Origin of the sequence: Limnobacter parvus (assembly GCF_024623725.1) — a bacterium.
In the GTDB taxonomy this organism is placed as follows: domain Bacteria; phylum Pseudomonadota; class Gammaproteobacteria; order Burkholderiales; family Burkholderiaceae_B; genus Limnobacter; species Limnobacter parvus.
In genome coordinates this window covers 503,938-526,840 of the sequence record NZ_JANKHG010000014.1, presented here as the reverse complement: position 1 = coordinate 526,840, position 22,903 = coordinate 503,938, and the positions used below count along the sequence as shown (strand labels likewise).

Sequence of the window (22,903 nt, the reverse complement as noted above, 5' to 3'; positions counted from 1 at the left end):
GTTCTAATTATGAGTATGAGTGATCCAATCGCCGACATGTTGACCCGCATTCGTAATGCTCAGGGTGTTGACAAGGTTTCGGTTGAGATGCCTTCCTCAAAAGTGAAGGTTGCTATTGCGCAGGTTTTGAAAGACGAAGGCTACATTGAGAGTTTCTCAATCGTGGGCGAGTCAGCAAAGCCTGTTTTGAAAATTGAGTTGAAATACTATGCCGGTCGTCCCGTAATCGAGAAGATTGAGCGTGTGTCCAAGCCTGGTCTTCGTATCTACAAAGGGAAGGATGATATTCCCGAGGTGATGAACGGATTGGGTGTGGCCATTGTTTCAACTTCCAAAGGCGTGATGACAGATCGCAGGGCCCGTACCACTGGTATTGGCGGCGAAGTTATCTGCTACGTGGCTTAAAGGGGTAGCGAAATGTCTAGAGTAGCGAAAGCGCCCATTTCTGTACCCTCAGGCGTACAGGTTACTGTGAATGGTCAGGTTGTTTCGGTCAAGGGAAGCATTGCCGAGCTAAAGCTCAACGTGAATTCACTGGTCATGCCGGTGTTCGAAGACGGCGTGTTGAAGGTGAAGCCAATCGTTGATACCACCAATGCAAATGCCCAGGCCGGTACGGCCCGGGCCCTGTTGGCCAATATGGTTAACGGTGTGAGCAAGGGCTTTGAGCGTAAGCTTCAGTTGGTTGGTGTGGGTTACAAAGCCGCAGTTCAGGGTGATTCTATCAACCTAGCCTTGGGCTTCTCACATCCCGTTGTTCACAAATTGCCAGCTGGCGTGAAGGCTGAGATGCCAACACCCACAGAGATCATCTTAAAAGGTGCCGATAAACAAGTGATTGGTCAAACTGCAGCAGAAATCCGCGCTTACCGTCCGCCAGAGCCCTACAAAGGCAAGGGTGTGCGTTATTCGGATGAGCGTGTGGTTATCAAAGAGACCAAGAAGAAATAAGGCGCCAAGAGGTAAATTATGGAAACTAAACAGGAAGCACGTGCCCGTCGTGCAAAGCAAACCAGACGCCGTATTGCGCTTGCTCGCGCAACTCGTTTGTGTGTGTTCCGCACCAACTCTCACATCTACGCTGCGGTTCACTCTGCAGATGGTGGAAAAGTGTTGGCTGCAGCATCAACCAATGACAAAGACTTGCGTGCGCAGTTGGACGGAAAGTCTGGGTCAAACAAAGCAGCAGCTGCACTGGTTGGCGCCGCAATCGCCAAGCGTGCGCTCGCCGCTGGTATCAGCGAAGTTGCGTTCGACCGTTCGGGCTTTGCCTACCATGGTCGCGTTAAAGAACTGGCTGACGCTGCGCGCGAAGCTGGTCTGAAATTCTAAGGAGTGATCATGGCAAGAATGCAAGGTAAAAATGCCGCGCCAGAAGCGCGTGATGACGGCCTGAAAGAAAAAATGATCGCGGTTAACCGCGTGACGAAGGTTGTTAAGGGTGGTCGTATCCTGGGCTTTGCAGCGTTGACTGTTGTTGGCGATGGCGATGGCAGCGTAGGTATGGGCAAGGGCAAGTCTCGTGAGGTGCCTGTGGCTGTTCAAAAGGCCATGGAACAGGCGCGTCGCCAGATGGAAAAAGTCTCCCTTCGCGACGGTTCAATTCATCACATCGTGTACGGTCAGCATGGCGCCTCCAAGGTATTTCTGGCTCCTGCGCAGGAAGGTACTGGCATTATCGCTGGCGGCCCAATGCGAGCTGTGTTGGAAGTTGTCGGCGTTCGTAACATTGTGGCCAAAAGCCACGGTTCTTCGAACCCTTACAACTTGGTCCGCGCCACTTTGGATGCATTGGCCAAGTTGCAAACCCCAGCTGAAATTGCCGCCAAGCGTGGCCTGTCAGTTGAAAAGTTATTTGAGGCTTAATCATGAGCGGATCTGTAAAAGTTACGTTGGTTAAGAGCATCATCGGAACCAAAGAAACTCATCGCGCAACCGTTCGCGGTTTGGGTCTTCGTCGCATCAATCATAGCCGTGTGCTGGTTGATACACCCGAAGTGCGTGGAATGATTAACAAGGTGTCGTACCTGTTGAAAGTTGAGGCTGCATAATGGAACTGAATACACTTGCACCCGCACCAGGCAGTAAGTTTAATCGCAAACGAGTGGGCCGCGGAATCGGTTCAGGTTGGGGTAAAACTGCAGGCCGTGGTCACAAGGGTCAAAAATCACGTAGCGGTGGTTTTCACAAGGTCGGCTTTGAAGGTGGTCAGATGCCAATGCATCGTCGCCTGCCAAAGCGTGGTTTCTCTTCACGTACTGCAGCGTTCAATGCACAAATTCGTTTGACGGATCTGGACACATTGGCTGTGGACACGGTGGACATCTTGACATTGAAGCAAGCCGGCCTTGTGCCAGCCCAAACATTGTCAGTGAAGGTGATTCTTGCTGGTGAGATCAAGCGTGCTGTTGTATTGAACGGCATCAAAGCAACGAAAGGCGCAGCAGAGGCCATTTCGGCAGCTGGCGGCACCATTAACGCTTAAGAGAGCTACGCGTGGCCTTTAATCCTTCTACATTGGCGTCGTCCAACAAGTTTACTGACCTGCGCAAGCGGCTGGTGTTCTTGTTGTTGGCTCTGATTGTGTATCGTATTGGCGCACACATTCCGGTACCTGGAATTGACCCTACTCAGCTAAAGCAGTTGTTTGACAGTCAGCAGGGCGGCATCTTGGGCATGTTCAACATGTTCTCGGGTGGCGCGTTGTCCCGATTCACGGTGTTTGCTTTGGGCATCATGCCCTATATTTCGGCATCGATTGTTATGCAGTTGGCCAGTGTGGTTGTGCCGACGCTGGAGGCGTTGAAGAAAGAAGGTGAGGCGGGTCGTCGAAAGATCACTCAATACACCCGCTACGGCACTTTCTTCTTGGCAACTTTCCAGGCGATTGGTATTTCGGTTGCATTGGAATCGCAGGCTGGTTTAGTGATTGATCCTGGCATGGCGTTCCGTTTTACGACGGCTGTTTCACTGGTTACCGGCACCATGTTTTTGATGTGGTTGGGTGAGCAAATTACAGAGCGTGGCTTGGGCAACGGTATTTCAATCTTGATCTTTGCTGGTATTGCTGCCGGATTGCCAGGCGCAATTGGTGGATTGTTTGAGTTGGTTCGAACCGGCGCGATGAATTCCTTGATCGCACTGATGATCGTTGTGTTGGCAGTTGCGGTGACTTACTTGGTGGTGTTCGTTGAGCGCGGCCAAAGAAAGATTACAGTGAATTATGCGAAACGGCAGGTGGGTAACAAGATCTATCAGGGTCAAACCTCACATTTGCCATTGAAGTTGAACATGGCGGGCGTTATTCCCCCAATTTTTGCCTCAAGCATTATTTTGCTGCCTGCGACTTTGACGAGTTGGTTCGGCACGGGTGATGGTGCGGTTGTTGGGTTCTTGAAAGAAGTGTCCCAGACGCTTTCTCCTGGGCACCCGTTGTACATGTTGTTGTATGCCGCAGCAATTATCTTCTTTTGCTTCTTTTACACCGCATTGGTGTTCAACAGCAGGGAGACTGCGGACAACTTGAAGAAAAGTGGTGCATTTTTGCCAGGGATTCGTCCAGGAGAACAGACTTCGCGTTACATCGACAAGGTGTTGACTCGTTTGACCCTGATTGGCGCGGCTTATATCACTTTGGTGTGTTTGTTGCCGGAGTTTCTGGTTTTGGGATTGAGTGTTCCGTTCTATTTTGGCGGTACATCTCTGTTGATTATTGTAGTTGTTGCGATGGACTTCATGGCTCAGGTTCAGGCCTACGTGATGTCTCAGCAATACGACAGCCTTTTGAAGAAATCTAGCTTCAAAGGTTCTGGATTAACGAGGTAGTGATTGTCTAAAGACGACGTTATCCAAATGCAGGGAGAGGTAGTAGAAAACCTCCCTAACGCCACTTTTCGAGTGAAATTGGAAAATGGTCACGTGGTGCTTGGTCATATATCGGGCAAGATGCGCATGAACTACATTCGCATTTTGCCTGGTGACAAGGTGACGGTTGAGTTGACGCCGTACGACTTGTCCAGAGCACGAATTGTTTTTCGAGCCAAATAAATTGGTTCTTTTTGGAGTTACGCCATGAAAGTTCAGGCTTCTGTAAAAAAGATTTGTAGAAAATGCAAAGTGATCAAGCGCAAGGGCGTTGTTCGCGTGATTTGTTCTGAGCCGCGCCACAAGCAGCGTCAAGGTTAATATAAGGGGATTTAAATGGCTCGTATTGCCGGCATTAACATTCCAAGCCACCAGCATACCGTTATCGGTCTGACTGCTATTTTCGGCATTGGTCGTTCCACCGCCAAGAAAATTTGTGCAGTGACCTCAATTTCTGAGTCAAAAAAGGTGAAAGACCTTGACGACACAGACTTGGAAAAACTGCGTGACGAAGTGGGCAAGTACCTGACTGAGGGTGATCTGCGCCGTGACGTAACCATGAACATCAAGCGTTTGATGGACTTGGGTTGCTACCGTGGTTTCCGTCATCGTAAAGGTCTGCCTGTACGCGGTCAGCGTACGCGCACGAACTCTCGTACTCGCAAGGGTCCGAAGCGTGCTGGTATCGCACTGAAGAAATAATTAGGTAATCATAGGAAGGTTAGCCAAATGGCCAAAGGAACAGCGAATAACCGCGTACGCAAGAAAGTCAAAAAGAATATTTCTGACGGCATTGCGCATGTACACGCCTCATTCAACAACACCATCATCACGATCACGGATCGTCAGGGTAATGCCTTGGCTTGGTCTACCTCGGGTGCTCAGGGTTTCAAGGGCTCACGCAAGTCCACTCCCTTTGCTGCTCAGGTCGCTGCTGAAGTTGCTGGCAAGGCTGCACAAGAATGCGGTATCAAGACAGTTGAAGTGCTTATCAAAGGACCAGGCCCCGGCCGCGAGTCTAGCGTACGTGCTTTGAATGCATTGGGAATCAAAGTGACCAGTATTTCTGACATCACTCCGATTCCACATAACGGGTGCCGTCCTCCTAAGCGTCGTCGCATCTAATTTTTTAAGACCATTGTTCGTCGCATTTGTTGGCGGACTGAAGCGATTCACATCGCGTAATGAAAGAGGTTTCAAGTGGCTAGATATACAGGTCCAAAATGTAAGTTGTCACGTCGTGAAGGCACAGACTTAAGTCTGAAGAGCGCACGCCGCAGTCTCGATTCCAAGTGCAAACTGGATTCAAAGCCAGGTCAGCATGGTCGCACCTCCGGTGCACGTACCTCTGACTACGGCCAACAACTGCGTGAGAAGCAGAAAGTTAAGCGCATGTATGGCGTTTTGGAAAAGCAGTTCCGTCGCTATTTCGCCGAGGCGTCCCGCCGCAAGGGCAACACAGGTGAAACTTTGTTGCAGCTGCTGGAATCCCGCTTGGACAACGTGGTTTACCGCATGGGTTTTGGCTCAACACGCGCCGAAGCACGTCAGCTGGTTAGCCACAAGGCAATTTTGGTGAATGGCAAGCCCGTGAACATTCCTTCCTATGCGGTGAAGTTGAATGATGTGATTTCCATTCGCGAAAAGTCGAAGACACAAGCTCGCATTGTTGAGTCTGTGACCTTGGCCGAGCAAATGGGCTTCCCTCTTTGGGTAAATGTGGACTCCAAGAAAATGGAAGGTTCTTTCAAGAGCATTCCTGACCGTGCAGACCTGTCCCAAGAGATCAACGAGAGCTTGATTGTTGAATTGTACTCACGTTAATTTGACTAACTGATCCCAGGATCCCCAGCCTTATCGGTGTAACGAGCCGAGGGTATTGAAAAGGATGTTGAATGTTTAATGCTAGTTTGCTGAAACCGCGTATTGTTGAAGTAGAAACAGTTGCTCCCAACAGCGCAAAAGTAGTAATGGAGCCGTTCGAGCGTGGCTATGGCCATACCTTGGGCAACGCCTTGCGTCGTGTGTTGTTGTCATCCATGATTGGCTATGCGCCCACTGAGGTGTCCATTGCTGGCGTGGTGCACGAATACTCGACACTGGACGGCGTGCAAGAAGATGTCGTTGACCTGTTGCTGAACCTAAAAGGCATTGTTTTCAAGCTTGAATCTCGGGATGTTGTGACCGTAACCTTGAAGCGTGAAGCGGAAGGTGTGGTCACTGCTGGCGATATTGAGTTGCCCCACGATGTTGAGATCATCAATCCTGATCACGTGATCGCCCATTTGTCGCATGGCGGCAAACTGGACATGCAGATTAAAGTCGAGAAAGGTCGTGGTTACGTGCCTGGTTCAGTTCGTCGTTTTCCAGACGAACCCAGTAAGGCGATTGGCCGAATCGTGTTGGATGCTTCATTCAGCCCGGTTAAGCGAGTTTCTTATGCAGTTGAAAGTGCGCGTGTAGAGCAACGTACCGATTTGGACCGATTGGTGATGTCAATCGAAACAAACGGTGTGTTATCACCTGAAGAGTCAATCCGCTTGGCCGCGCGTATTTTGGTTGAACAGTTGTCTGTGTTTGCTGCGTTGGAAAATACGGCAGAGCCGGAGGTTTCTCAACGTGCGCCACAGGTCGATCCAATTCTGTTGCGCCCGGTTGACGACCTCGAATTGACAGTGCGCTCTGCAAACTGTTTGAAAGCAGAAAACATTTATTACATCGGCGATTTGATTCAACGCACTGAGAATGAGCTGTTGAAGACTCCAAACTTGGGTCGCAAGTCATTGAATGAAATCAAGGAGGTGTTGGCCGCACGCGGTTTGACACTCGGTATGAAATTGGAAAACTGGCCACCCGCTGGTCTCGATAAGCCCTGAGCTTAGCGTTTGTTAGATTGAAGGAACTATAAAATGCGTCACCGTCATGGATTGCGTAAGTTAAACCGCACAAGCAGTCACCGCCTTGCTATGTTTAGAAACATGACCAACGCTTTGTTGCGTCACGAAGTGATCAAAACAACGCTGCCAAAGGCCAAGGAACTGCGCAAGATTGCAGAGCCCATCATCACCATGGGTAGGTCACCCACATTGGCCAACAAGCGTCTGGCATTTGCCCGCTTGCGCGACCGGGAAATGGTTGTGAAGTTGTTTGACGAGATTGGTCCACGTTATGCAACTCGCCCAGGTGGTTACATGCGCGTTCTGAAGTTTGGTTTCCGCAAAGGCGACAATGCGCCCATGGCTCTGGTTGAGTTGGTGGATCGCCCTGAGACTGCTGAAATCGTAGAAATCGCTGAAGAGCAGGCATAACACTTCTTGCTGCGTAATTCGCGCTTGGAGTGATGCTGTAAATTCAGAGAAGCAACAAAGCCGTGTTAGCGTATGCTGGCGCGGCTTTTTTGTTTTAACCGGGATGGTTTGAAGTGGATGCATCTACCGTTTTAAGTTTGACCGAAGTTCGCAAGTCGTATGGCGGGCGTACGGTGTTATCCGGTTTGGACTTCAAGTTAAATGCCGGGGAGTGTGTGGCATTGCTGGGTCCCAACGGCGCAGGAAAGTCAACCACGATCGCTTTGGCGCTGGGGTTGACGCAAGCCGATACAGGTTCTGTGGAACTGTTGGGTGTGACCTTGCCTAGAGATGGACATTTGGCCCGACAGAACGTGGGTGTTGTTCCACAGTACGATGCCCTGGACCCCGACTTCACCGTATTCGAAAATTTGTTGGTGTTTGGCCGGTACTTCGGTTTGCACGGCGCACAGTTGCGTGAACGCGCAAAAGCTTTGCTGGAGTTCGCACAGCTGGGAAGCCGCCGCAATGATTCTGTTTCTGCTTTGTCCGGAGGAATGCGTCGGCGATTGATGCTGGCCCGTGCCCTGATTAACCGCCCAAAAGTATTGTTTCTTGATGAGCCAACCACCGGCCTTGATCCACAAGCCAAGCATGTGATTTGGGATCGCCTGGTGGAGTTGAAGCGGCAGGGTATGGCGATGTTTTTAACTACCCACTACATGGACGAGGCGCAACGTTTGGCAGACCGTGTGGCTGTACTGGACCATGGCAACATTGTGGTTTGTGACAAACCCTTGGCTTTGATTCGGGATGTGGTGGGGCATGCGATTTTAGAGTTGTGGGGAACTGGTGCAGAGCAGTGTGTGGCGAGTTTGACTGCCAATGAAGGCGAACATTCAGAACCTGTAGAACAACGTGGTGAAACCTACTATTTCAGAAATGAACGTGCTGACAGCATGTTGACCAAGCTGAAAGATTCAACACATGCCGATGTGGACTATATTTATCGTCCGGGAAATCTGGAAGATGTATTTTTCAGCCTGACAGGCAGGGCCTTGCGCGATGATTAATGTCCATTCTGTGTTTCAAGTGTGGCGCCGCAATTTTATGGTGTGGCGCAAGCTTGCATTTCCCTCCTTGTTGGGCAATGTGGTGGACCCAGTGATGGCCTTGATGGCGTTTGGGTTGGGCCTGGGTTCCATGTTGCCAAATGTAGGTGGCATGCCATATCTGAATTATTTGGCTGTGGGCGCGGTTTGCATCAGCGCGATGAATGCGCCTACCTTTGAGGCGCTTTATTCTGCTTTCTCGCGCATGCACACCCAAAAAACCTGGCAGGTGATCATGAACACGCCTGTGCGCTTGCGCGAGGTGGTGTTGGGCGAATGCACTTGGGCCGCCAGCAAAGGGCTGATCAGCACAGGGGCCATGTTACTGATCATTGCTCTGTTGGGTATTGGCGATTTGCAGTTCTGGGTGCTGTCTTGGTTGGTGCTGGTTTTGGCATGTTTGATGTTTGCTGGCTTTGGGTTGTGTATCAATGCCCGGGCGCCGAGCTACGACTTTTTCATGTTTTATTTCACCCTGGTGGTGACACCCATGACGTTTTTGTCCGGCGCATTTTTCCCGCGAGAACAATTGCCGGATTGGTTGCGTATTGTGGCAGATTACATGCCGCTTTCAGTGGTGGTCGATGCCTTGCGAGGCATTTACGCACGCGACTTCAGCAATACAGCGGCACTTTTGGCGCAAATGACAGTCTACGGAATTGTGGGTATCGGCTTGGCGATTTATTTGACTGAACGCCGGTTCAAGCGCAAAGGCTAATTGATGATAAATAGTTTTAAAAATGAACGCGGAAATGTACAGGCGGGCCTCAGCTACTCTTGGCTTGCGCAGTGCATGATTTTGTTTTCTGTGTTTGTGGTGGGTATTCAACAGGCAAGCGCCAACGACTTTTTGCCACCCGATGAAGCGTTTCAGTTTAAAACCACCGTGCAAGACCCTGCCTGTGTAGAAAATTGCCTGATTGATGTACGCGCTACTGTTGCACCACAGTACTACCTGTACAGGGAACGTTTTGCGCTTGAAAACCCGATGGGTTTGCCTGTGTTTGAATTTGTTGAATTGCCACGCGGCGATCGCAAATTTGATGAATTCCTGAATCAGGAAGTTGAGGCGTTGCGCGGGGAAATGACGTTTCAAATTCGGTACAGCCTGGGAGACCGAGCTGCGGCCAATGCAAGTGCTGTGATGGTGTCGCAAGGTTGTGCAGATGCGGGTTTGTGTTACCCACCCATGAGCACGTCGGTGGCTTTCAAGGAAGGTGGCTTGCTGGGCAGTGTGCTGGGTGGTGGAATGGGCTCGTTTTTCAGCAACAAGCCAGAGGGTTCGGTTTCAAGGGATGTACCCGGCAGTGCTTTAAGCAACAATTCGGCCACAGCTTTGCCCGCCAATGAGGCGGGCGATTTGGCAAGTCGCTTGGCAGCACAATCGTGGATGGTCGTGCTGCCGGTGTTTTTTGGTTTGGGCTTGTTGTTGGCTTTCACACCTTGCACGCTGCCCATGCTGCCGATTGTCAGCAGCTTGGTGGTGGGCCAGCAAACCGGCACTGCCGCAAGCGGCAAACCCAAGGCCAAGCCCATGGCGCTGGCCCTGGTGTATGTGCTTGGCATGGCTTTGACCTATGCCTTGTTGGGCGTACTTGCAGGCTTGACTGGGCAAAGCTTGGTCATGGCCATGCAGCAACCCCCGGTGTTGTGGGCGTTTGGTGGCGTGCTGGCATTGTTGGGCGTGGCTTTGTTAATGGGGTATTCACTTCAATTGCCGGGAAGCTTTCAGGCCTGGCTGCAGGAAAAAACGGGTCGTTTGAAGGGTGGCCAGTTTATTCCAGTGTTGGTGATGGGTGTGCTGTCGGCCTTGCTGCTGGGGCCATGCGTGGCGCCACCACTTGCAGGTGCTTTGCTGTACATAGGGCAGACTGGTGATGCAGTGCTGGGCGGGGCAGCGTTGTTCTTGCTGGCTTTGGGCATGGGCTTGCCTTTGGTGCTGTTTGCCGCAGGTGCGGGTGCCGCGTTGCCGAAGGCTGGCGCGTGGATGAGCTGGGTGTCGGCCGCGTTTGGCTTTGTGTTGCTGGCAGTGGCCGTGTGGACCATTACGCCAGTGACGCCTGTGTGGCTGGTTATGGCAATGTGGGCTTTGTTGGCTTGCATGACAGCGGCTGCGTTGTTTCACGGCGCCAGCAACATGGCCACCATGGGTTCGCGTGGAAAGGTGCTGAGCAAAACATTTGGTCTGTTGTTTTCCTTGTTGGCGCTGATTTACCTGATGGGTTTGTTTTCAGGTTCATCTAGCTTGTTGCAACCCTTGGGTGGATTGGGGGGTTTGGGCGCAGGCGGCGGTTCGGCCGCAATCGCCAATGCTGGGTCAAACATGGGCAAACCAGAGTTCGAAAAGGTGGCCAGTGAAAATGTAATGGACCTGATCGCGGCGAGTCAGCAGCCAGTGATGCTGGATTTTTACGCAGACTGGTGTGTAACCTGCAAAGAATTCGAGCTGTTCACGCTGACCGATACGTCAGTGAAAGAAAAGTTGAAAGGCATTCGTTTGGTGCAAGTGGATGTGACTGACAACACAGACGCAGACCAAACGTTGTTGAAGCGATTTAGTTTGTTTGGGCCGCCAGCAATTCTGTTTTTCCCGGCTGGGCAAACCGAGTCAATTCACAATGTAATCGGTTTTCAAAACGCCAAACGGTTTGACCAAACACTGACTCAAATCAGGCCCAATCTGGCACTTTAGGCTTGAAAGTTTGCCCGCTTAGGGCTTGCCCAAGGTGTGACGGCCTTTGATCCAGACAATCAAGGCGACTGAAATGGCACTGGACAGGCCCATGAGCCCCAAGCTGATCCAAAACCCGTTTGGATTTTCCAGCAAGGGCATGTTCCCGAAATTCATGCCGAAAATACCGCTGATTAAGGTCAGTGGCATAAACAAGGCGGTCAACATGGTGAGCACCGTCACGATTTCATTGGTTTTGTGCGCTGTGGCTGAGAAATGAAGCTGCACCGCAGTTTCTGTGTTTGCGCCTAGCCGCCGCGTCAGGCTGACTACGCGTTCAAGGTGCTCCAGAGCGTCGCGGGCATTGACCTGAAGGGATGCCGCCATTTTGCCTTCCCGTTCCTGATCGTCTTGCCAATCGGTCAGCGCATCGCGCTGGTCTTGGGCAACTGATTCAAGCCGGTTCATTTCATTGCGCGCAGCCAGCAAGGCATTCCAGTCCTGAAAACGTTTGCGCGGATTTAATAAATCGCGCTGCCAGCGGTCCAGTTGTTCTGAAATTTCAATGCGGGTTTCCAGAAAACGATCAACCAGGTTGCTGACCAGTTGAATCATCAGTTCATTGGGGTCGGCTGGGGCGCGCTTGAACTTCAAAAAGTGTTCAATTTCGTCCAGATTGCGGGTGTTGGCCAGCTCCAGAAACTTGCGGGCCATGGCGAAGGTACGGCTGTCTTTGGGGCGGAATGTGACCAAAAGCTTGGGGGCGATGACAAAGAAAACCGGGCGGGTTTTGATGCTGAGCCGATTGCTATCATCGAACAGGGGTTTGCTGGACAGTGAACGAATAATCAGAATGTTGTAGCCATCGCCAATGTCGAAGTGGCTGGGGTGAAAGGTGTTGGCCAAATCCTCGAGATGAAGTTCGTCGAGTTTAAAACCCAGCAGGGCCTCCACCGTGGGAATCCACACCAGGTCGTCATCCAGTAGCGTATCTAGCCACAAAAAGCCTTGTTCGGGCAGTTGGGTTGGTGCATCGTCCAGCCTTTGAATGTCATGTTGACCCAGATGCGTCCAGATTCCCATGCTGTTTACCCTTGTTTCAGCAGTTTGGCTGCGTCGAGCGCAAAGTAGGTGAGTATGCCGTCTGCACCAGCGCGTTTGAAGGCCAGCAGCGATTCAAGCACCACAGCGTTTTCATCGAGCCAACCGTTCTGGGCTGCGGCTTTGATCATGGCGTATTCGCCACTGACCTGATAAACAAAAGTGGGCCGGGCAAACTTTTCTTTAACGCGCCATAAAATGTCTAGGTAAGGCATGCCAGGTTTCACCATGACCATGTCGGCGCCTTCATCCAGGTCCATGCCCACTTCCAGCAGTGCTTCATTGCCGTTGGCTGGGTTCATTTGATAGACTTTTTTGTTGCTTTTGCCCAGGTTGCCACTGGACCCCACCGCGTCGCGGAAGGGGCCGTAGAAGGCCGAGGCGTATTTGGCCGAGTAGGCCATGATGCTGGTGTGGATGCAGCGATTGCCTTCCAGGGTTTCGCGAATGGCGCCAATGCGGCCATCCATCATGTCGCTGGGTGCCACGATGTCAACACCTGCCTGTGCTTGTACCAGCGCCTGCATTTGCAACACTTCAACGGTTTCATCATTCAATACATAACCGTTTTCATCGATCAAGCCGTCCTGGCCGTGGCTGGTGAAGGGGTCAAGTGCCACATCTGTCAGCAGCATGAGTTCGGGAAAACGTTTTTTCAGTTCACGCACGGCGTAAGGAACCAAGCCTTCCGGGTTGGTGGCCTCGAGGCCGTCTGGTGTTTTCTTCTCGGTTTCAATCACCGGGAACAGGGCCATGACTGGCACGCCCAACTCAAGGCATTGCTCGGCTTTGGCAAACAGCAAGTCAAGTGACAAGCGTTCAACACCGGGCATGGATGCCACCACCTCGCGCTTGTTGGTGCCAGGCACCAGGAACACCGGGTAAATAAAGTCGGCGGCTGTCAGTGTGTGTTCACTGACCAGACGGCGCAGGGCGTCGGTTCGACGCAGGCGGCGGGGGCGATGGTACAGGTGTTGGGTCATGGTGTTGGCGGCTCGGTTTCAGGTGTTGCTTGAGGTGGGCGAACCCAGTTCGACAGTTGGGTTTCCAGTTCAATCATGCCGATTTTTTTCAAGGCAGACCAAAGCTGAACCGTGATTTCATGGCCGTTGACCCGGAAAGGATCGAGTGCTTTTTGCGTGGCGCGCAAGGCCAGCACTTGTTCTTGCCGGTTGAATTTGTCGGCCTTGGACAGCAGGATATGCACCGGCAGTTGACGGTGCCCAACCCATTTGATGAGTGCGTAATCCAGTTCAAGCAGACCGCGGCGGCAGTCCACAATCAGCACGGTGCCCACCAGGCTGGGCCGGTCCGCCAGGTAGCTACCCAGTTCTTTGTCCCAAACGCTTTGGCTGGTTTGAGCCAGCTGGGCAAAGCCGTATCCGGGCAAATCGACCAGGCGAGCAATTGGCTCGGCTTGTTCAATGACATGGAAAAAGTTGAGAAGCTGGGTACGGCCGGGCATTTTACTGGCGTAGGCCAGTTGCCGCTGTTTGCACAGTGTGTTGATGGCCGTGGACTTGCCAGCGTTGGAGCGCCCGGCAAATACGATCTCGGGGACGCTGGCGCCCGGGCATTCGACCATGCGAGATGCAGAGATCTCGAAATGCGTGTTGTGGAAATTGATTGTCATGCGCACATTTTAGATGCAAGACAGGCGCTTGAGTGGTTATAATCTAGGGTTTGTGAAAACTTTGATGCGGCCGCACGCCTTCCGAAGCCCAGGTAATAACGCCAGACTGGGGCCGGAGATCGCTCGAAAAAAGCAGCCAAGCCAGGTTTTTACATCGCCACATTATTGATCGATGCACTTTTTGATGGGTTTGACCATGTTGAACAAGCTGACCACGCTAAAACTGAGTTCACTGTTTGCCGCTTTGATGTTTTCAACATCAGTGGTCTACGCTGCCGGCCCCGCTGCAGAGGTGTTTAAACCCGATCTGGCCAAGGGCAAAGAAATCATGCAGCAGTGTTTGGCCTGCCATGGAGCAGATGGCAATGCATCCGCACCGATTTATCCAAAAATTGCTGGTCAGCACGCCGAATACCTGTACAAGCAACTGGTGAATTTCAAGCCGGGCAAAGATGGCGAAAAACCCCTGCGCGACAACGCGATTATGGCGGGCTTCGCTGCAGCCTTGTCAGATGAAGACATGAAAAACGTGTCGGCTTATCTGGAAGCGCAAAAACAAACCCTGGGCTCAGCCACCAACAAAGACACCTTGGCTTTGGGAGAAAAGATCTACCGTGGCGGCATTGCTGACAAGAAGATTCCAGCTTGTGCAGGCTGTCACAGCCCCAATGGTGCAGGCATTCCAGCCCAATACCCTCGCTTGGGTGGCCAGCATGCAGAATACACCGAAGGCCAGTTGGTGGCGTTTCGGGATGGTGTTCGCAATAACAGCGAACAGATGAGCGTGATTGCAGCCAAAATGTCTGACAAGGAAATGAAAGCTGTTTCCGATTACATCGCAGGTTTGCGTTGAACATTTGACGCAAAGTCTGGTCAAAAAGGGGCTAGTCAATAGCCCCTTTTTTTTCGATGACGATAAAAAGTTCAGGGCAGTGCAGGGATTAAACAACCGGGAAATAACGGGGACAAACGCGTGAGTAGTTCAGGAGACGTAGCAAACAACATGCACCCGCGAAAAATAGGTGGGCAGTCAGCGTGGGTCAGTTTGTTGGAATTGTTGGGCTCGATGCGCTTTGCGATCAGCTTGCTAACCCTAATATGTATCGCATCGGCGATTGGTACGGTGGTTGGGCAGTCTGATCCTTGGGTCAACTATGTAAACCAATTTGGACCGTTTTGGGCTTCTTTTTTTGAACCCATGGGACTGTTCCGTATTTATAACGCACCGTGGTTCATAGCGGTGATGGCGTTTTTGGTGGTGTCGACCTCGCTGTGTGTGTACCGAAATACGCCAAAAATGATCAAAGAAATGCGGGTGTATCGCGAGAATATACGCGAGAACAGCCTAAAGGCCTTTGCGCACCGATGGGAAGGCCAGTTCAATGAAAAGCCTGATGCCTTGCCTGGCATTATTACCGAGTGGTTGGAACACAAGGGTTTCAAGGTGAAATTGTCGGTTCGGTCCAATGGCACGATGGTGGCCGCCAAAGCAGGTAGTGCAAACCGGTTTGGTTACATTGCAGCGCATTTGTCCATCATTGTAATTTGTGTCGGTGGTTTGTTAGACAGCGGAGTACCTTTGCAAGTGGCGGTGTGGGCCACGGGTAAAACCCCAGTAACCGGCGCTGAAATTACCGAAGGCATTCCCGAGAAAGCACGCCTAGGAAGTGCCAACCCCAGTTACCGAGCCAACTTGCTGCTGCCAGAGGGTGAGACCAGCCGAGTGGCTGTTTTGAATACCGACGATGGTTTGCTGATTCAAGACTTGCCGTTCGAGTTGACGCTGAAAGAATTCCGGATCGACTTTTACAGCACGGGCATGCCCAAGTTGTTTGCCAGCGACGTTCAGGTGTTTGACCCCGAAACACAGGAACGCTTTGATGCGACCATTGAAGTGAACAAGCCCCTGATTTACAAAGGCGTCACTGTGTTCCAATCCAGTTTCGACGATGGTGGTACGAAGGTTCAGCTCAAAGGCATTCCGCTGAACGGCGCGCGTGACTACCGCTTTGACCTGGATGGTGTGGTGGGCGGTGGCCGGGATTTAAGCCAATTGCAGGGCGACATGAATCAGGAAATGAAAATTGAGTTCACGGCGTTCAAGTCGATCAACGTAGAGGCCTTGCCGGTTGAGAATTCAGACCAGGTGAGTGTGGATGATTTGGCTTTGGGCAACGCGGATACTTTGTCGCCGTTCGAAACGAATTTGGCCAGCGTGTTGGGCCCCGGTGTGAAGGAAGATGCAAAAACCAAATTCACCAACATCGGCCCCAGTATTACCTACAAGTTGCGCGACCAGGCTGGACAAGCTCGTGAATTTCACAACTACATGCTGCCAATTAATTTGGATGGCGGTCGTTATTATCTGGCGGGCGTGCGAGACACCCCCATGGACAGCTTTAAATACCTGCGAATTCCGGTGGATGAGAATGGGCAGTTGGACGGTTTTATGCGCTTCCGCGCGTCGTTGCAAGATGGTGAAATTCGCCGGGTGGCTTCGCAGCGATTTGCACAACAGGCATTTGGCGACCGCCCGGATTCAGCTCAACTGGTGACCAGCGTGGCCGACAGTGCCCAGCGCGCTCTGGAAAAGTTCGCAGGTGTCGGGGGTGAGCTTGCCGGTTTGCCTGCGATCGCACAATTCATTGAAAACACAGTGCCTGACGGCGAGCGAGAAAAGGCCAGCGATGTGATTATTCGCTTGTTGCAAGGTGCGATGTGGGAGGTGTACCAACTTTCGCGCACCACGGCCAGTTTGGCGCCGGCCGTGCCCGACGATGTGCATGGCCAGTTTGTGCAAGATGCGCAAATTGCCCTTTCAGACTTGTCGTTGTATGGCGCACCCGTGATGTTCCAGCTTGACCAGTTTGATGAGGTAAAGGCCAGTGTATTTCAGCTGGCGAAGGCGCCGGGGCAGTGGATTGTGTACTTGGGTTGTTTGTTTTTGTGTATCGGGGTATTTTCGATGTTCTATATTCGCGAGCGCCGTGCATTTTTCTGGGTAACCGATTCAGAAAGTGGTTCGAAGGTGATGATGGGCATGTCGACCACCCGCAAAACCATGGATTTTGAAAAAGAATACGAGCAGTTTGTTGATGAATTAAACAGTAGGGCGTCCACGAAAGCCGCCCCGGCAGGAGATGCAGTATGAGTTCAACCTGGGTGAATCGAACGCCAAGCGGGGAAAAGCCGAGCCTTCCAACCAAAAAGGCGGGTTGGTTTTCTAAGTCTTTTCACTGGACTGACTTCGCGTTTGCGGCATTGCTGTTGGCTGCCGCCGGATACGCATCCATGCAATATCACAGTTTCATGGACATTTATGAAATCAGTATTTTGTGGAGTTGTGTCCCGGTGACGGCTTACATGGCGTACCGGTGGGGCTCCTTGAAATGGTTGATCATAAGTGTGGCGGGTCTTAGCCTGTTGGCCATCGCCAGTTATGGCGGTGATCTGGCTGCGGCAGAGCAAAAGTTTTTCTTGAAGTACCTGCTTTCAAGCCAGTCTGCGATTTTGTGGATGGGTGTGATGTTTGTCGTGGCCACTGTGTCGTACTGGATTGGATTGGTGGGGCGTTCACCCACATCCAGCTTTGTGGGTACAGCCCTGACCTGGGGCGCTGTGTTGATGGGTTTTGCTGGCCTGTTTATTCGCTGGTATGAAAGTTATTTGATTGGCCCGGATGTCGGTCACATCCCGGTGTCGAACTTGTATGAGGTTTTTGTACTGTTTGCTCTGGTTACGGCCATTTATTACCTTTATTACGAACAGGTGTACAAAACCCGGCAACTCGGCGCTTTCGTGATGTTGGTGGTGGTTGCGGCAGTGGGCTTCCTGGCGTGGTACGGCATTGAGCGACAAGCCTATGCCATTCAGCCCCTGGTGCCCGCCTTGCAAAGCTGGTGGATGAAAATTCACGTGCCTGCCAACTTCATTGGTTACGGCACCTTTTCGATTGCTGCCATGGTTGCATTTGCCTACTTGCTGAAGGTGTATGCGCATGCGCCGAGTATCAAGGCATTGATTCCGACTGGGGTTTTGGGTGTGTTGATGTTTCTGGAGCCTTTGGTGTTCCGCACCGGTGAAGTGTCGCTGTACTGGGCCCTGTACCTGGGTATTGGTTGTGCGGTGGTGGGTGCCATCTTGTTGGCTCGCAAACGGATTGCCGATGCATTGCCCCCGCTTGAGGTGCTTGATGATGTGATGTACAAGTCGATTGCCGTGGGTTTCGCGTTCTTCACAGTTGCTACCATTTTGGGTGCGCTGTGGGCCGCCGAAGCGTGGGGAGCCTATTGGCAGTGGGACCCCAAGGAGACTTGGGCTCTGGTGGTGTGGCTGAACTATGCGGCGTGGTTGCACATGCGTTTGGTGAAGGGTTTGCGCGGTGTGGTGGCGTCTTATTGGGCGTTGGTGGGCTTGCTGGTGACCGGCTTTGCTTTCTTGGGTGTGAATATGTTCTTGTCCGGCTTGCATTCTTACGGAGAGTTGTAAGTATTACCAGATTTTGAGCTGATTGGTTTTGCCACCTCATCGTGGATTGCCAGTTCCGCACTGAAAACCGCTTGATCCCTTTTTGAATTGATTCTTGCTCACCGAGCTCGGCAAAAAAGATGGCCGAGTCTCGATGGCGGCCCTTGGCCGAACGCTGCGAATGAATTCAAACGGGGGCGGTTTTCTTGAAGTGCGAAACAAGCAATTCCAACGATGCGCAGCTTATCAACAGCGCTCACCATTCAAATTAGGCCTTTACACATCCAGTTCAGGCCGTAGCTGGTCTTCAATGGTTTCGCGCCTGCGAATCAGTGTGGCTTTGCCGTTTTCTACCAGCACTTCAGCAGCGCGGCCGCGGCTGTTGTAGTTCGAGGCCATGGTTTGCCCGTACGCACCCGCCGACAAAATGGCCAGGTAATCGCCCTGCTCGATAGAAAGCACCCGGTTTTTGGCCAGCCAGTCGCCAGATTCGCAAACGGGGCCCACCACGTCGTATTCTTGCGGCTTGGAATGGGGGTTCTTCTGTAAAGCCACCACGGCGTGAAAGGCCTTGTACATGGCAGGGCGCATCAGGTCGTTCATGGCTGCGTCTACGATGGCGAAATGTTTGCCTTCATTTTCTTTCAGAAATTCAACCTGAGTGAGCAACACACCGGCATTGCCAACGATAGACCGACCTGGTTCGAACGACAAACTGGGCATGCCGCGGCCCTTGGCACTTGCCCAATCTTTCACCTTGGCGATCAATTTGGGCAGTACTTCAGCCGGGGTGGGTGGTGTTTCATCCAGGTAGCGAATGCCAATGCCGCCACCCAGGTCAAGGTGATTGATTTCAATGCCTTCCAGGGCTAGCTGGTCGAGCAGCGCCAGCACGCGGTCGAGCGCATCGAAGTAGGGGCTTGCGTCGGTCAGTTGCGAACCGATGTGGCAATCAATTCCGTGCACATTCAGCCATGGGTGTGCGTGCGCAAACTGGTACACGCGCGGGGCTGCGTTCATTGACACGCCAAACTTATTCTCTTTTAACCCTGTAGAAATGTAGGGGTGTGTTTTGGCATCCACATCGGGGTTCACGCGCAGTGACACATTGGCGATGCGTTGTAATTTCTCGGCCACTTGCGCCACACGTGCCATTTCTGCTTCCGACTCCACATTGAAGCAACCCACGCCTTGCCCCAATGCATATTCAATTTCCTGGGCCGATTTGCCTACTCCGGCGAACACCGCCTTTTTGGGGTCACCGCCTGCGGCAATAACACGGGCCAGTTCACCGGCAGACACAATATCGAACCCGGCTCCTTCTTGCGCCAGTGTTTTCAGAATGTGAATATTTGAGTTGGCTTTGACCGCATAACAAATGGTGACATGCGCCAAGCCCTGGCAGGCATTGGCGTAATCGCGATAGGCCTGTTTGATGGAGCTGGCCGAATAAACATACAAGGGCGTGCCAAACTCCTGCGCCAAACCGGTGAGTTCAGCTTGTTCGAATAGAAGCTCGCCCGTTGCAGCATCGAATTGCAGGTGTGGGTTAAGGTCGCTGGGGTTCACTGAATTGTTTTGCACGGTAAAATCTGCCGGGAAATGTTGGGTTTAGCGGTTTTGCTGTTGTTCAGGTTTGTCGTAGCCCGCCGGTTTTGCAATGGGCGGTGGCGGTTCGGGCAAATAAAGCGGGCCGCGTTGGCCGCAGGCGTTCAGGCCCAGCGCAAACAAGGTGACAATGGCCAATGTTCTTAAAGGTGAGTTTTTCATGACAGACACAGAATTCCAGGCGGTGGTGGATTCCACCTTGGTTCAAGTAGAAGAGTATATTGAATCCTTGGTCGACACGCTCGACCTGGATGCAGATTCAATGCGCTCAGGCAATGTATTAACCCTTGATTTTGAAGACAAAGGCAAGATGATTTTGAACAGCCAGGTGGCCAACCACGAATTGTGGCTGGCTGCAAAATCAGGCGGTTTTCATTATCAGTATGTGGACGGGCAATGGCGTGACACGCGCAGCAAAACTCCCTTTAAGGCCCACTTTGTGGCGTTGTTAAGTGAGCAGATTGGTCAAACCTGCCCCGCCATGTGAACGAATTTTAACCTTGCTTAATTTCCAAACAAACGCTCAATTTCATCGCGAGGTTGTTCACGAGGACGCTCTGGTTCCAGGTGAGTTGTACCGTCTCCGGAGCTGGTTGGTCCCTCGTAGCGTTTGTTGGAATTGTTGTCCATCATGCCGCCCAAGCCTTTCAAAAAGTTAAACAGGCTGGGAATGTCATCTCCGCCGCCGCTCACATCAATTCGCGAAATGCCGTTGCCCGGTGTGTATTCCGAATAGAAATAGTTGCCATCAATATATTCAATACCCGGTGGAACGACCTGTGGCTTCTCTGGCAGATCAGCCAAGGCAATGCGCATGTAATCGATCCAGATCGGCAGGGCCAGTCCACCCCCGGTTTCACGGGCACCCAAGTTGCGGGGTTGGTCGTAACCCACCCAGGCCACAGCCGAAATGTCGCTGTTGTAGCCAGCAAACCAAGCGTCGTGACTGTCATTGGTGGTGCCTGTTTTGCCGACAATGTCACCACGGTTCAACACTTTGGCGCGAGTGGCTGTGCCGCGATCGACCACTTCGCGAAGCAGGCGTGTGGTTACAAAGGCGTTGCGTGAATCGATCACCCGGTTGGCTTCTTCGCCGGCCACTGCAGGGCGTGCCCGGGCCACGATGCGTCCGCTTCCATCGGTGATTTTTTCAATCAAGTAGGGCTTTACGCGGTAACCGGAATTGGCAAATACGGCGAAGGCGCTGGCCATCTGTAATGGGTTGGTGGTGACTGCACCCAACGCCATGGTTAGGTAGGGCGGTACATTCGCTGCCGGAAATCCAAATTGTGTCGCCCAGCGCTGGCCATATTGCGGCGTAATTTCTTGCAACACTCGGATTGAAACCATGTTTTTTGATTTGGCAAGGCCTTCTTTAAGTACCATGGGGCCATCGTATTTGCCATCGTAGTTTTTTGGACTCCAGTCTTTTCCACCCGGGGTGTCGGCGGGCACAAAAATGGGTTCGTCTGCCACCAGTGTGGTTGCGGTGATCCCTTTTTCCAGCGCTGCCGAATACACGAAAGGTTTGAAGGCCGAACCTGGTTGGCGAGTCGCCTGTGTAACGTGGTTGAATTTGTTGCGCGAAAATTCAAACCCACCCGACAAAGCGCGAATAGCGCCATCCCTGGGGTTGATCGCAATAAATGCGGCTTCCACTTCAGGCAACTGGGTCAGCATGGTGGGTTGGTCTTTGCGCTTCAACACGCGGACCACTGCGCCCCGTTTCAGGCGTTTGTTGGCGGGGGCGCGTTCATTAAGCCAGCTTTCCGCAGGTTTCAGGCTGGCACCCGTCAGCACCAAGGGTTCGCCTGCACCTTGAGACAAAACCACTTCTTTGGGGCTGGCTGAAAGTACCACTGCGCTTTGTAAAAAGCCGTAGTCGGTGTAGTCGCTGATGTTGTCACCGATCACTTCTTCAGCTTCCTTGGGATCGTTCGGCAGTTCAATGTAACCCTCGGGGCCACGAAAAAACTGGCGTAATTCATAATCCATCACCGTGTTTCGAAGGGCGCGCTGGGCGGCACGTTGTTCCTTGGCTATCAAGGTGGTGGTCACTGTGATGCCCGATGTGTAGGCTTCCTCTCCGTACATTTCCATCACAGCCTGGCGGGCCATTTCAGCCGCATAGTCGGCATTGATTGTGAGGCCCGTTGTGGCCTCAATGTCGTCACCATTGGCCTTGCGGTTGCGGTAGACCAATTCGGTTTTCAGGGCCTCTTCGAATTGAGTGTCGTCGATGTAATCAAGTTCGTTCATGCGGCGCAGCACATATTCCTGACGAACGCGTGCGCGGCTGGGGTTCACAATCGGATTGTAGGCAGACGGTGCCTTTGGCAAACCTGCCAGCATGGCCGCTTCGGCGGCGTTGATGTCGCGAAGGGGTTTGGCGAAATACACTTGTGATGCAGACTGGAAGCCATAGGCGCGCTGACCGAGATAAATCTGGTTGATGTACAACTCAAAAATTTCGTCTTTGCTCAAGCTGTCTTCAATTTTGTAGGCCAGCAGCACTTCATACAGTTTGCGTGTCCAGGTTTTGTCGCGTGTCAGGAAAAAATTGCGGGCAACCTGCATCGTGATGGTGCTTGCGCCTTGCGTTCGCCCACCCGACGTGACGTTGGTAATCATGGCACGCGCTACGCCCATGAAGTCAATGCCGCCATGCTCGTAAAACCGGTCATCCTCTGCAGCCAGGATGGCCTGCTGCATGATCAGGGGTACTTCGGTAATTTCAACGGGGCGTCGTCGTTCCTCGCCGAACTCACCAATCAACACGCCGTCAGTGGTCATCACGCGCAAAGGCACTTTGGGTCTGTAATCGGTCAGGGTGTCCAGGTCGGGCAGTTTTGGAAAAATCAATGCCAAGGCCACACCCACCAGCAATGCGCCCGAAATGACCAAGCCAATCAGGAGGATAAGCGCGGTGGCAATAAAACCTTTGGAGCGTTGGTTTGAGCGCAATTTGTTTGAATTCACAGTTCGGTGTTGGTTGGGTGGAATTGACCACATTGTAGCTGCCAACGCGCGGTAATTTCAGATCGTTGACTCTACTGATGAAATCAGGGAACTCCCCCTAGTGGTTATACCCCTCCAATGAGGGTTAGCCGCTCAGCCTGAATTCTCTACCCTGAAGGTCTACCTTGCACAGGGTGTATTC

General features: G+C 52.3%; 27 protein-coding genes. 21 read left to right on the top strand and 6 right to left on the bottom strand.

Features of this window, described 5'->3' with window-relative positions; genetic code table 11:
* The first annotated feature begins 9 nt into the window (after positions 1–9).
* The 17 genes from rpsH (at position 10) to dsbD (ending at position 10,955) form a co-directional block, all read left to right on the top strand.
* The gene (gene rpsH / locus NSP04_RS04855; RefSeq protein ID WP_257511193.1) at positions 10–405 is read left to right on the top strand and encodes a 30S ribosomal protein S8; all 396 of its coding nucleotides are present in this window, start codon (positions 10–12) and stop codon (positions 403–405) included.
* A 12-nt stretch (positions 406–417) separates the two neighbouring features.
* Entirely contained in the window at positions 418–951 is a 534-nt protein-coding gene (gene rplF / locus NSP04_RS04850) for a 50S ribosomal protein L6 (RefSeq protein WP_257511192.1), read from the top strand.
* 18 nt (positions 952–969) lie between these two features.
* A complete protein-coding gene (gene rplR, locus NSP04_RS04845; protein ID WP_257511191.1) occupies positions 970–1,332 on the top strand; it encodes a 50S ribosomal protein L18 in 363 nt (120 codons plus the stop codon).
* Between the two features lie 9 nt (positions 1,333–1,341).
* On the top strand, positions 1,342–1,866 hold the full coding sequence (gene rpsE / locus NSP04_RS04840) for a 30S ribosomal protein S5 (protein WP_257511190.1): 525 nt from the start codon (positions 1,342–1,344) through the stop codon (positions 1,864–1,866).
* A gap of 2 nt (positions 1,867–1,868) precedes the next feature.
* Complete coding sequence (rpmD, locus tag NSP04_RS04835) at positions 1,869–2,051, top strand: 50S ribosomal protein L30 (protein WP_130557594.1); 183 nt, start codon at positions 1,869–1,871, stop codon at positions 2,049–2,051.
* Positions 2,051–2,485 carry a 50S ribosomal protein L15 gene (rplO, locus tag NSP04_RS04830; RefSeq protein ID WP_008249413.1) on the top strand — a complete coding sequence of 145 codons (435 nt, stop codon included), beginning with the start codon at positions 2,051–2,053 and terminating at the stop codon, positions 2,483–2,485. The genes rpmD and rplO overlap by 1 nt, the downstream gene beginning before the upstream one ends.
* An 11-nt stretch (positions 2,486–2,496) precedes the next feature.
* Complete coding sequence (gene secY, locus NSP04_RS04825; RefSeq protein WP_257511189.1) at positions 2,497–3,825, top strand: preprotein translocase subunit SecY; 1,329 nt, start codon at positions 2,497–2,499, stop codon at positions 3,823–3,825.
* A gap of 3 nt (positions 3,826–3,828) precedes the next feature.
* Entirely contained in the window at positions 3,829–4,047 is a 219-nt protein-coding gene (gene infA, locus NSP04_RS04820; protein WP_008249415.1) for a translation initiation factor IF-1, read from the top strand.
* Between the two features lie 24 nt (positions 4,048–4,071).
* On the top strand, positions 4,072–4,185 hold the full coding sequence (rpmJ, locus tag NSP04_RS04815; RefSeq protein WP_008249416.1) for a 50S ribosomal protein L36: 114 nt from the start codon (positions 4,072–4,074) through the stop codon (positions 4,183–4,185).
* A 15-nt stretch (positions 4,186–4,200) separates the two neighbouring features.
* The gene (gene rpsM / locus NSP04_RS04810) at positions 4,201–4,566 is read left to right on the top strand and encodes a 30S ribosomal protein S13 (protein ID WP_257511188.1); all 366 of its coding nucleotides are present in this window, start codon (positions 4,201–4,203) and stop codon (positions 4,564–4,566) included.
* Between the two features lie 27 nt (positions 4,567–4,593).
* Positions 4,594–4,989, top strand: coding sequence for a 30S ribosomal protein S11 (rpsK, locus tag NSP04_RS04805; protein WP_159569022.1), 396 nt, complete (start codon positions 4,594–4,596; stop codon positions 4,987–4,989).
* A gap of 75 nt (positions 4,990–5,064) precedes the next feature.
* Positions 5,065–5,688, top strand: coding sequence for a 30S ribosomal protein S4 (gene rpsD, locus NSP04_RS04800; protein ID WP_257511187.1), 624 nt, complete (start codon positions 5,065–5,067; stop codon positions 5,686–5,688).
* 71 nt (positions 5,689–5,759) lie between these two features.
* A complete protein-coding gene (locus NSP04_RS04795; protein ID WP_257511186.1) occupies positions 5,760–6,740 on the top strand; it encodes a DNA-directed RNA polymerase subunit alpha in 981 nt (326 codons plus the stop codon).
* Between the two features lie 33 nt (positions 6,741–6,773).
* Positions 6,774–7,172, top strand: coding sequence for a 50S ribosomal protein L17 (rplQ, locus tag NSP04_RS04790; protein ID WP_257511185.1), 399 nt, complete (start codon positions 6,774–6,776; stop codon positions 7,170–7,172).
* Between the two features lie 113 nt (positions 7,173–7,285).
* Positions 7,286–8,224 carry an ATP-binding cassette domain-containing protein gene (locus NSP04_RS04785; RefSeq protein WP_257511184.1) on the top strand — a complete coding sequence of 313 codons (939 nt, stop codon included), beginning with the start codon at positions 7,286–7,288 and terminating at the stop codon, positions 8,222–8,224.
* Positions 8,217–8,981 (top strand): ABC transporter permease, encoded by a 765-nt coding sequence (locus NSP04_RS04780; RefSeq protein WP_257511183.1) that lies wholly within the window; start codon positions 8,217–8,219, stop codon positions 8,979–8,981. The genes NSP04_RS04785 and NSP04_RS04780 overlap by 8 nt, the downstream gene beginning before the upstream one ends.
* A 3-nt stretch (positions 8,982–8,984) precedes the next feature.
* Positions 8,985–10,955 (top strand): protein-disulfide reductase DsbD, encoded by a 1,971-nt coding sequence (gene dsbD / locus NSP04_RS04775; protein ID WP_257511182.1) that lies wholly within the window; start codon positions 8,985–8,987, stop codon positions 10,953–10,955.
* Between the two features lie 18 nt (positions 10,956–10,973).
* Here dsbD and NSP04_RS04770 read toward each other — a convergent pair whose 3' ends face one another.
* The 3 genes from NSP04_RS04770 to yihA are packed head-to-tail and all read right to left on the bottom strand — an operon-like array spanning position 10,974 to position 13,668.
* Positions 10,974–12,017 carry a magnesium transporter CorA family protein gene (locus NSP04_RS04770; protein ID WP_257511181.1) on the bottom strand — a complete coding sequence of 348 codons (1,044 nt, stop codon included), beginning with the start codon at positions 12,015–12,017 and terminating at the stop codon, positions 10,974–10,976.
* 5 nt (positions 12,018–12,022) lie between these two features.
* The gene (gene hemB / locus NSP04_RS04765) at positions 12,023–13,018 is read right to left on the bottom strand and encodes a porphobilinogen synthase (RefSeq protein ID WP_257511180.1); all 996 of its coding nucleotides are present in this window, start codon (positions 13,016–13,018) and stop codon (positions 12,023–12,025) included.
* Positions 13,015–13,668: a ribosome biogenesis GTP-binding protein YihA/YsxC gene (yihA, locus tag NSP04_RS04760; RefSeq protein ID WP_257511179.1), complete on the bottom strand. Its 654-nt coding sequence runs from the start codon at positions 13,666–13,668 to the stop codon at positions 13,015–13,017. Before yihA ends, hemB begins: the two co-directional genes overlap by 4 nt.
* Before the next feature lie 184 nt (positions 13,669–13,852).
* On the opposite strand from yihA, the gene NSP04_RS04755 reads away from it, so the two are divergent.
* From NSP04_RS04755 to ccsB, 3 genes are all read left to right on the top strand, one after another.
* On the top strand, positions 13,853–14,521 hold the full coding sequence (locus NSP04_RS04755) for a c-type cytochrome (protein WP_371824992.1): 669 nt from the start codon (positions 13,853–13,855) through the stop codon (positions 14,519–14,521).
* Positions 14,522–14,641: 120 nt separating this feature from the next.
* On the top strand, positions 14,642–16,819 hold the full coding sequence (locus tag NSP04_RS04750; RefSeq protein WP_257511178.1) for a cytochrome c biogenesis protein ResB: 2,178 nt from the start codon (positions 14,642–14,644) through the stop codon (positions 16,817–16,819).
* Positions 16,816–18,156: a c-type cytochrome biogenesis protein CcsB gene (gene ccsB, locus NSP04_RS04745; protein ID WP_257511177.1), complete on the top strand. Its 1,341-nt coding sequence runs from the start codon at positions 16,816–16,818 to the stop codon at positions 18,154–18,156. Before NSP04_RS04750 ends, ccsB begins: the two co-directional genes overlap by 4 nt.
* Before the next feature lie 255 nt (positions 18,157–18,411).
* On the opposite strand, the gene lysA is transcribed toward ccsB, so the two are convergent.
* Positions 18,412–19,719 carry a diaminopimelate decarboxylase gene (lysA, locus tag NSP04_RS04740; protein WP_257511176.1) on the bottom strand — a complete coding sequence of 436 codons (1,308 nt, stop codon included), beginning with the start codon at positions 19,717–19,719 and terminating at the stop codon, positions 18,412–18,414.
* Positions 19,720–19,746: 27 nt separating this feature from the next.
* The gene (gene lptM / locus NSP04_RS04735) at positions 19,747–19,905 is read right to left on the bottom strand and encodes an LPS translocon maturation chaperone LptM (protein WP_257511175.1); all 159 of its coding nucleotides are present in this window, start codon (positions 19,903–19,905) and stop codon (positions 19,747–19,749) included.
* On the opposite strand from lptM, the gene cyaY reads away from it, so the two are divergent.
* A complete protein-coding gene (gene cyaY / locus NSP04_RS04730) occupies positions 19,904–20,230 on the top strand; it encodes an iron donor protein CyaY (RefSeq protein ID WP_257511174.1) in 327 nt (108 codons plus the stop codon). The two genes, lptM and cyaY, sit on opposite strands and share 2 nt — an antisense overlap.
* 17 nt (positions 20,231–20,247) lie before the next feature.
* On the opposite strand, the gene NSP04_RS04725 is transcribed toward cyaY, so the two are convergent.
* Positions 20,248–22,755 (bottom strand): penicillin-binding protein 1A, encoded by a 2,508-nt coding sequence (locus tag NSP04_RS04725; RefSeq protein ID WP_257511173.1) that lies wholly within the window; start codon positions 22,753–22,755, stop codon positions 20,248–20,250.
* Positions 22,756–22,903: the final 148 nt, after the last annotated feature.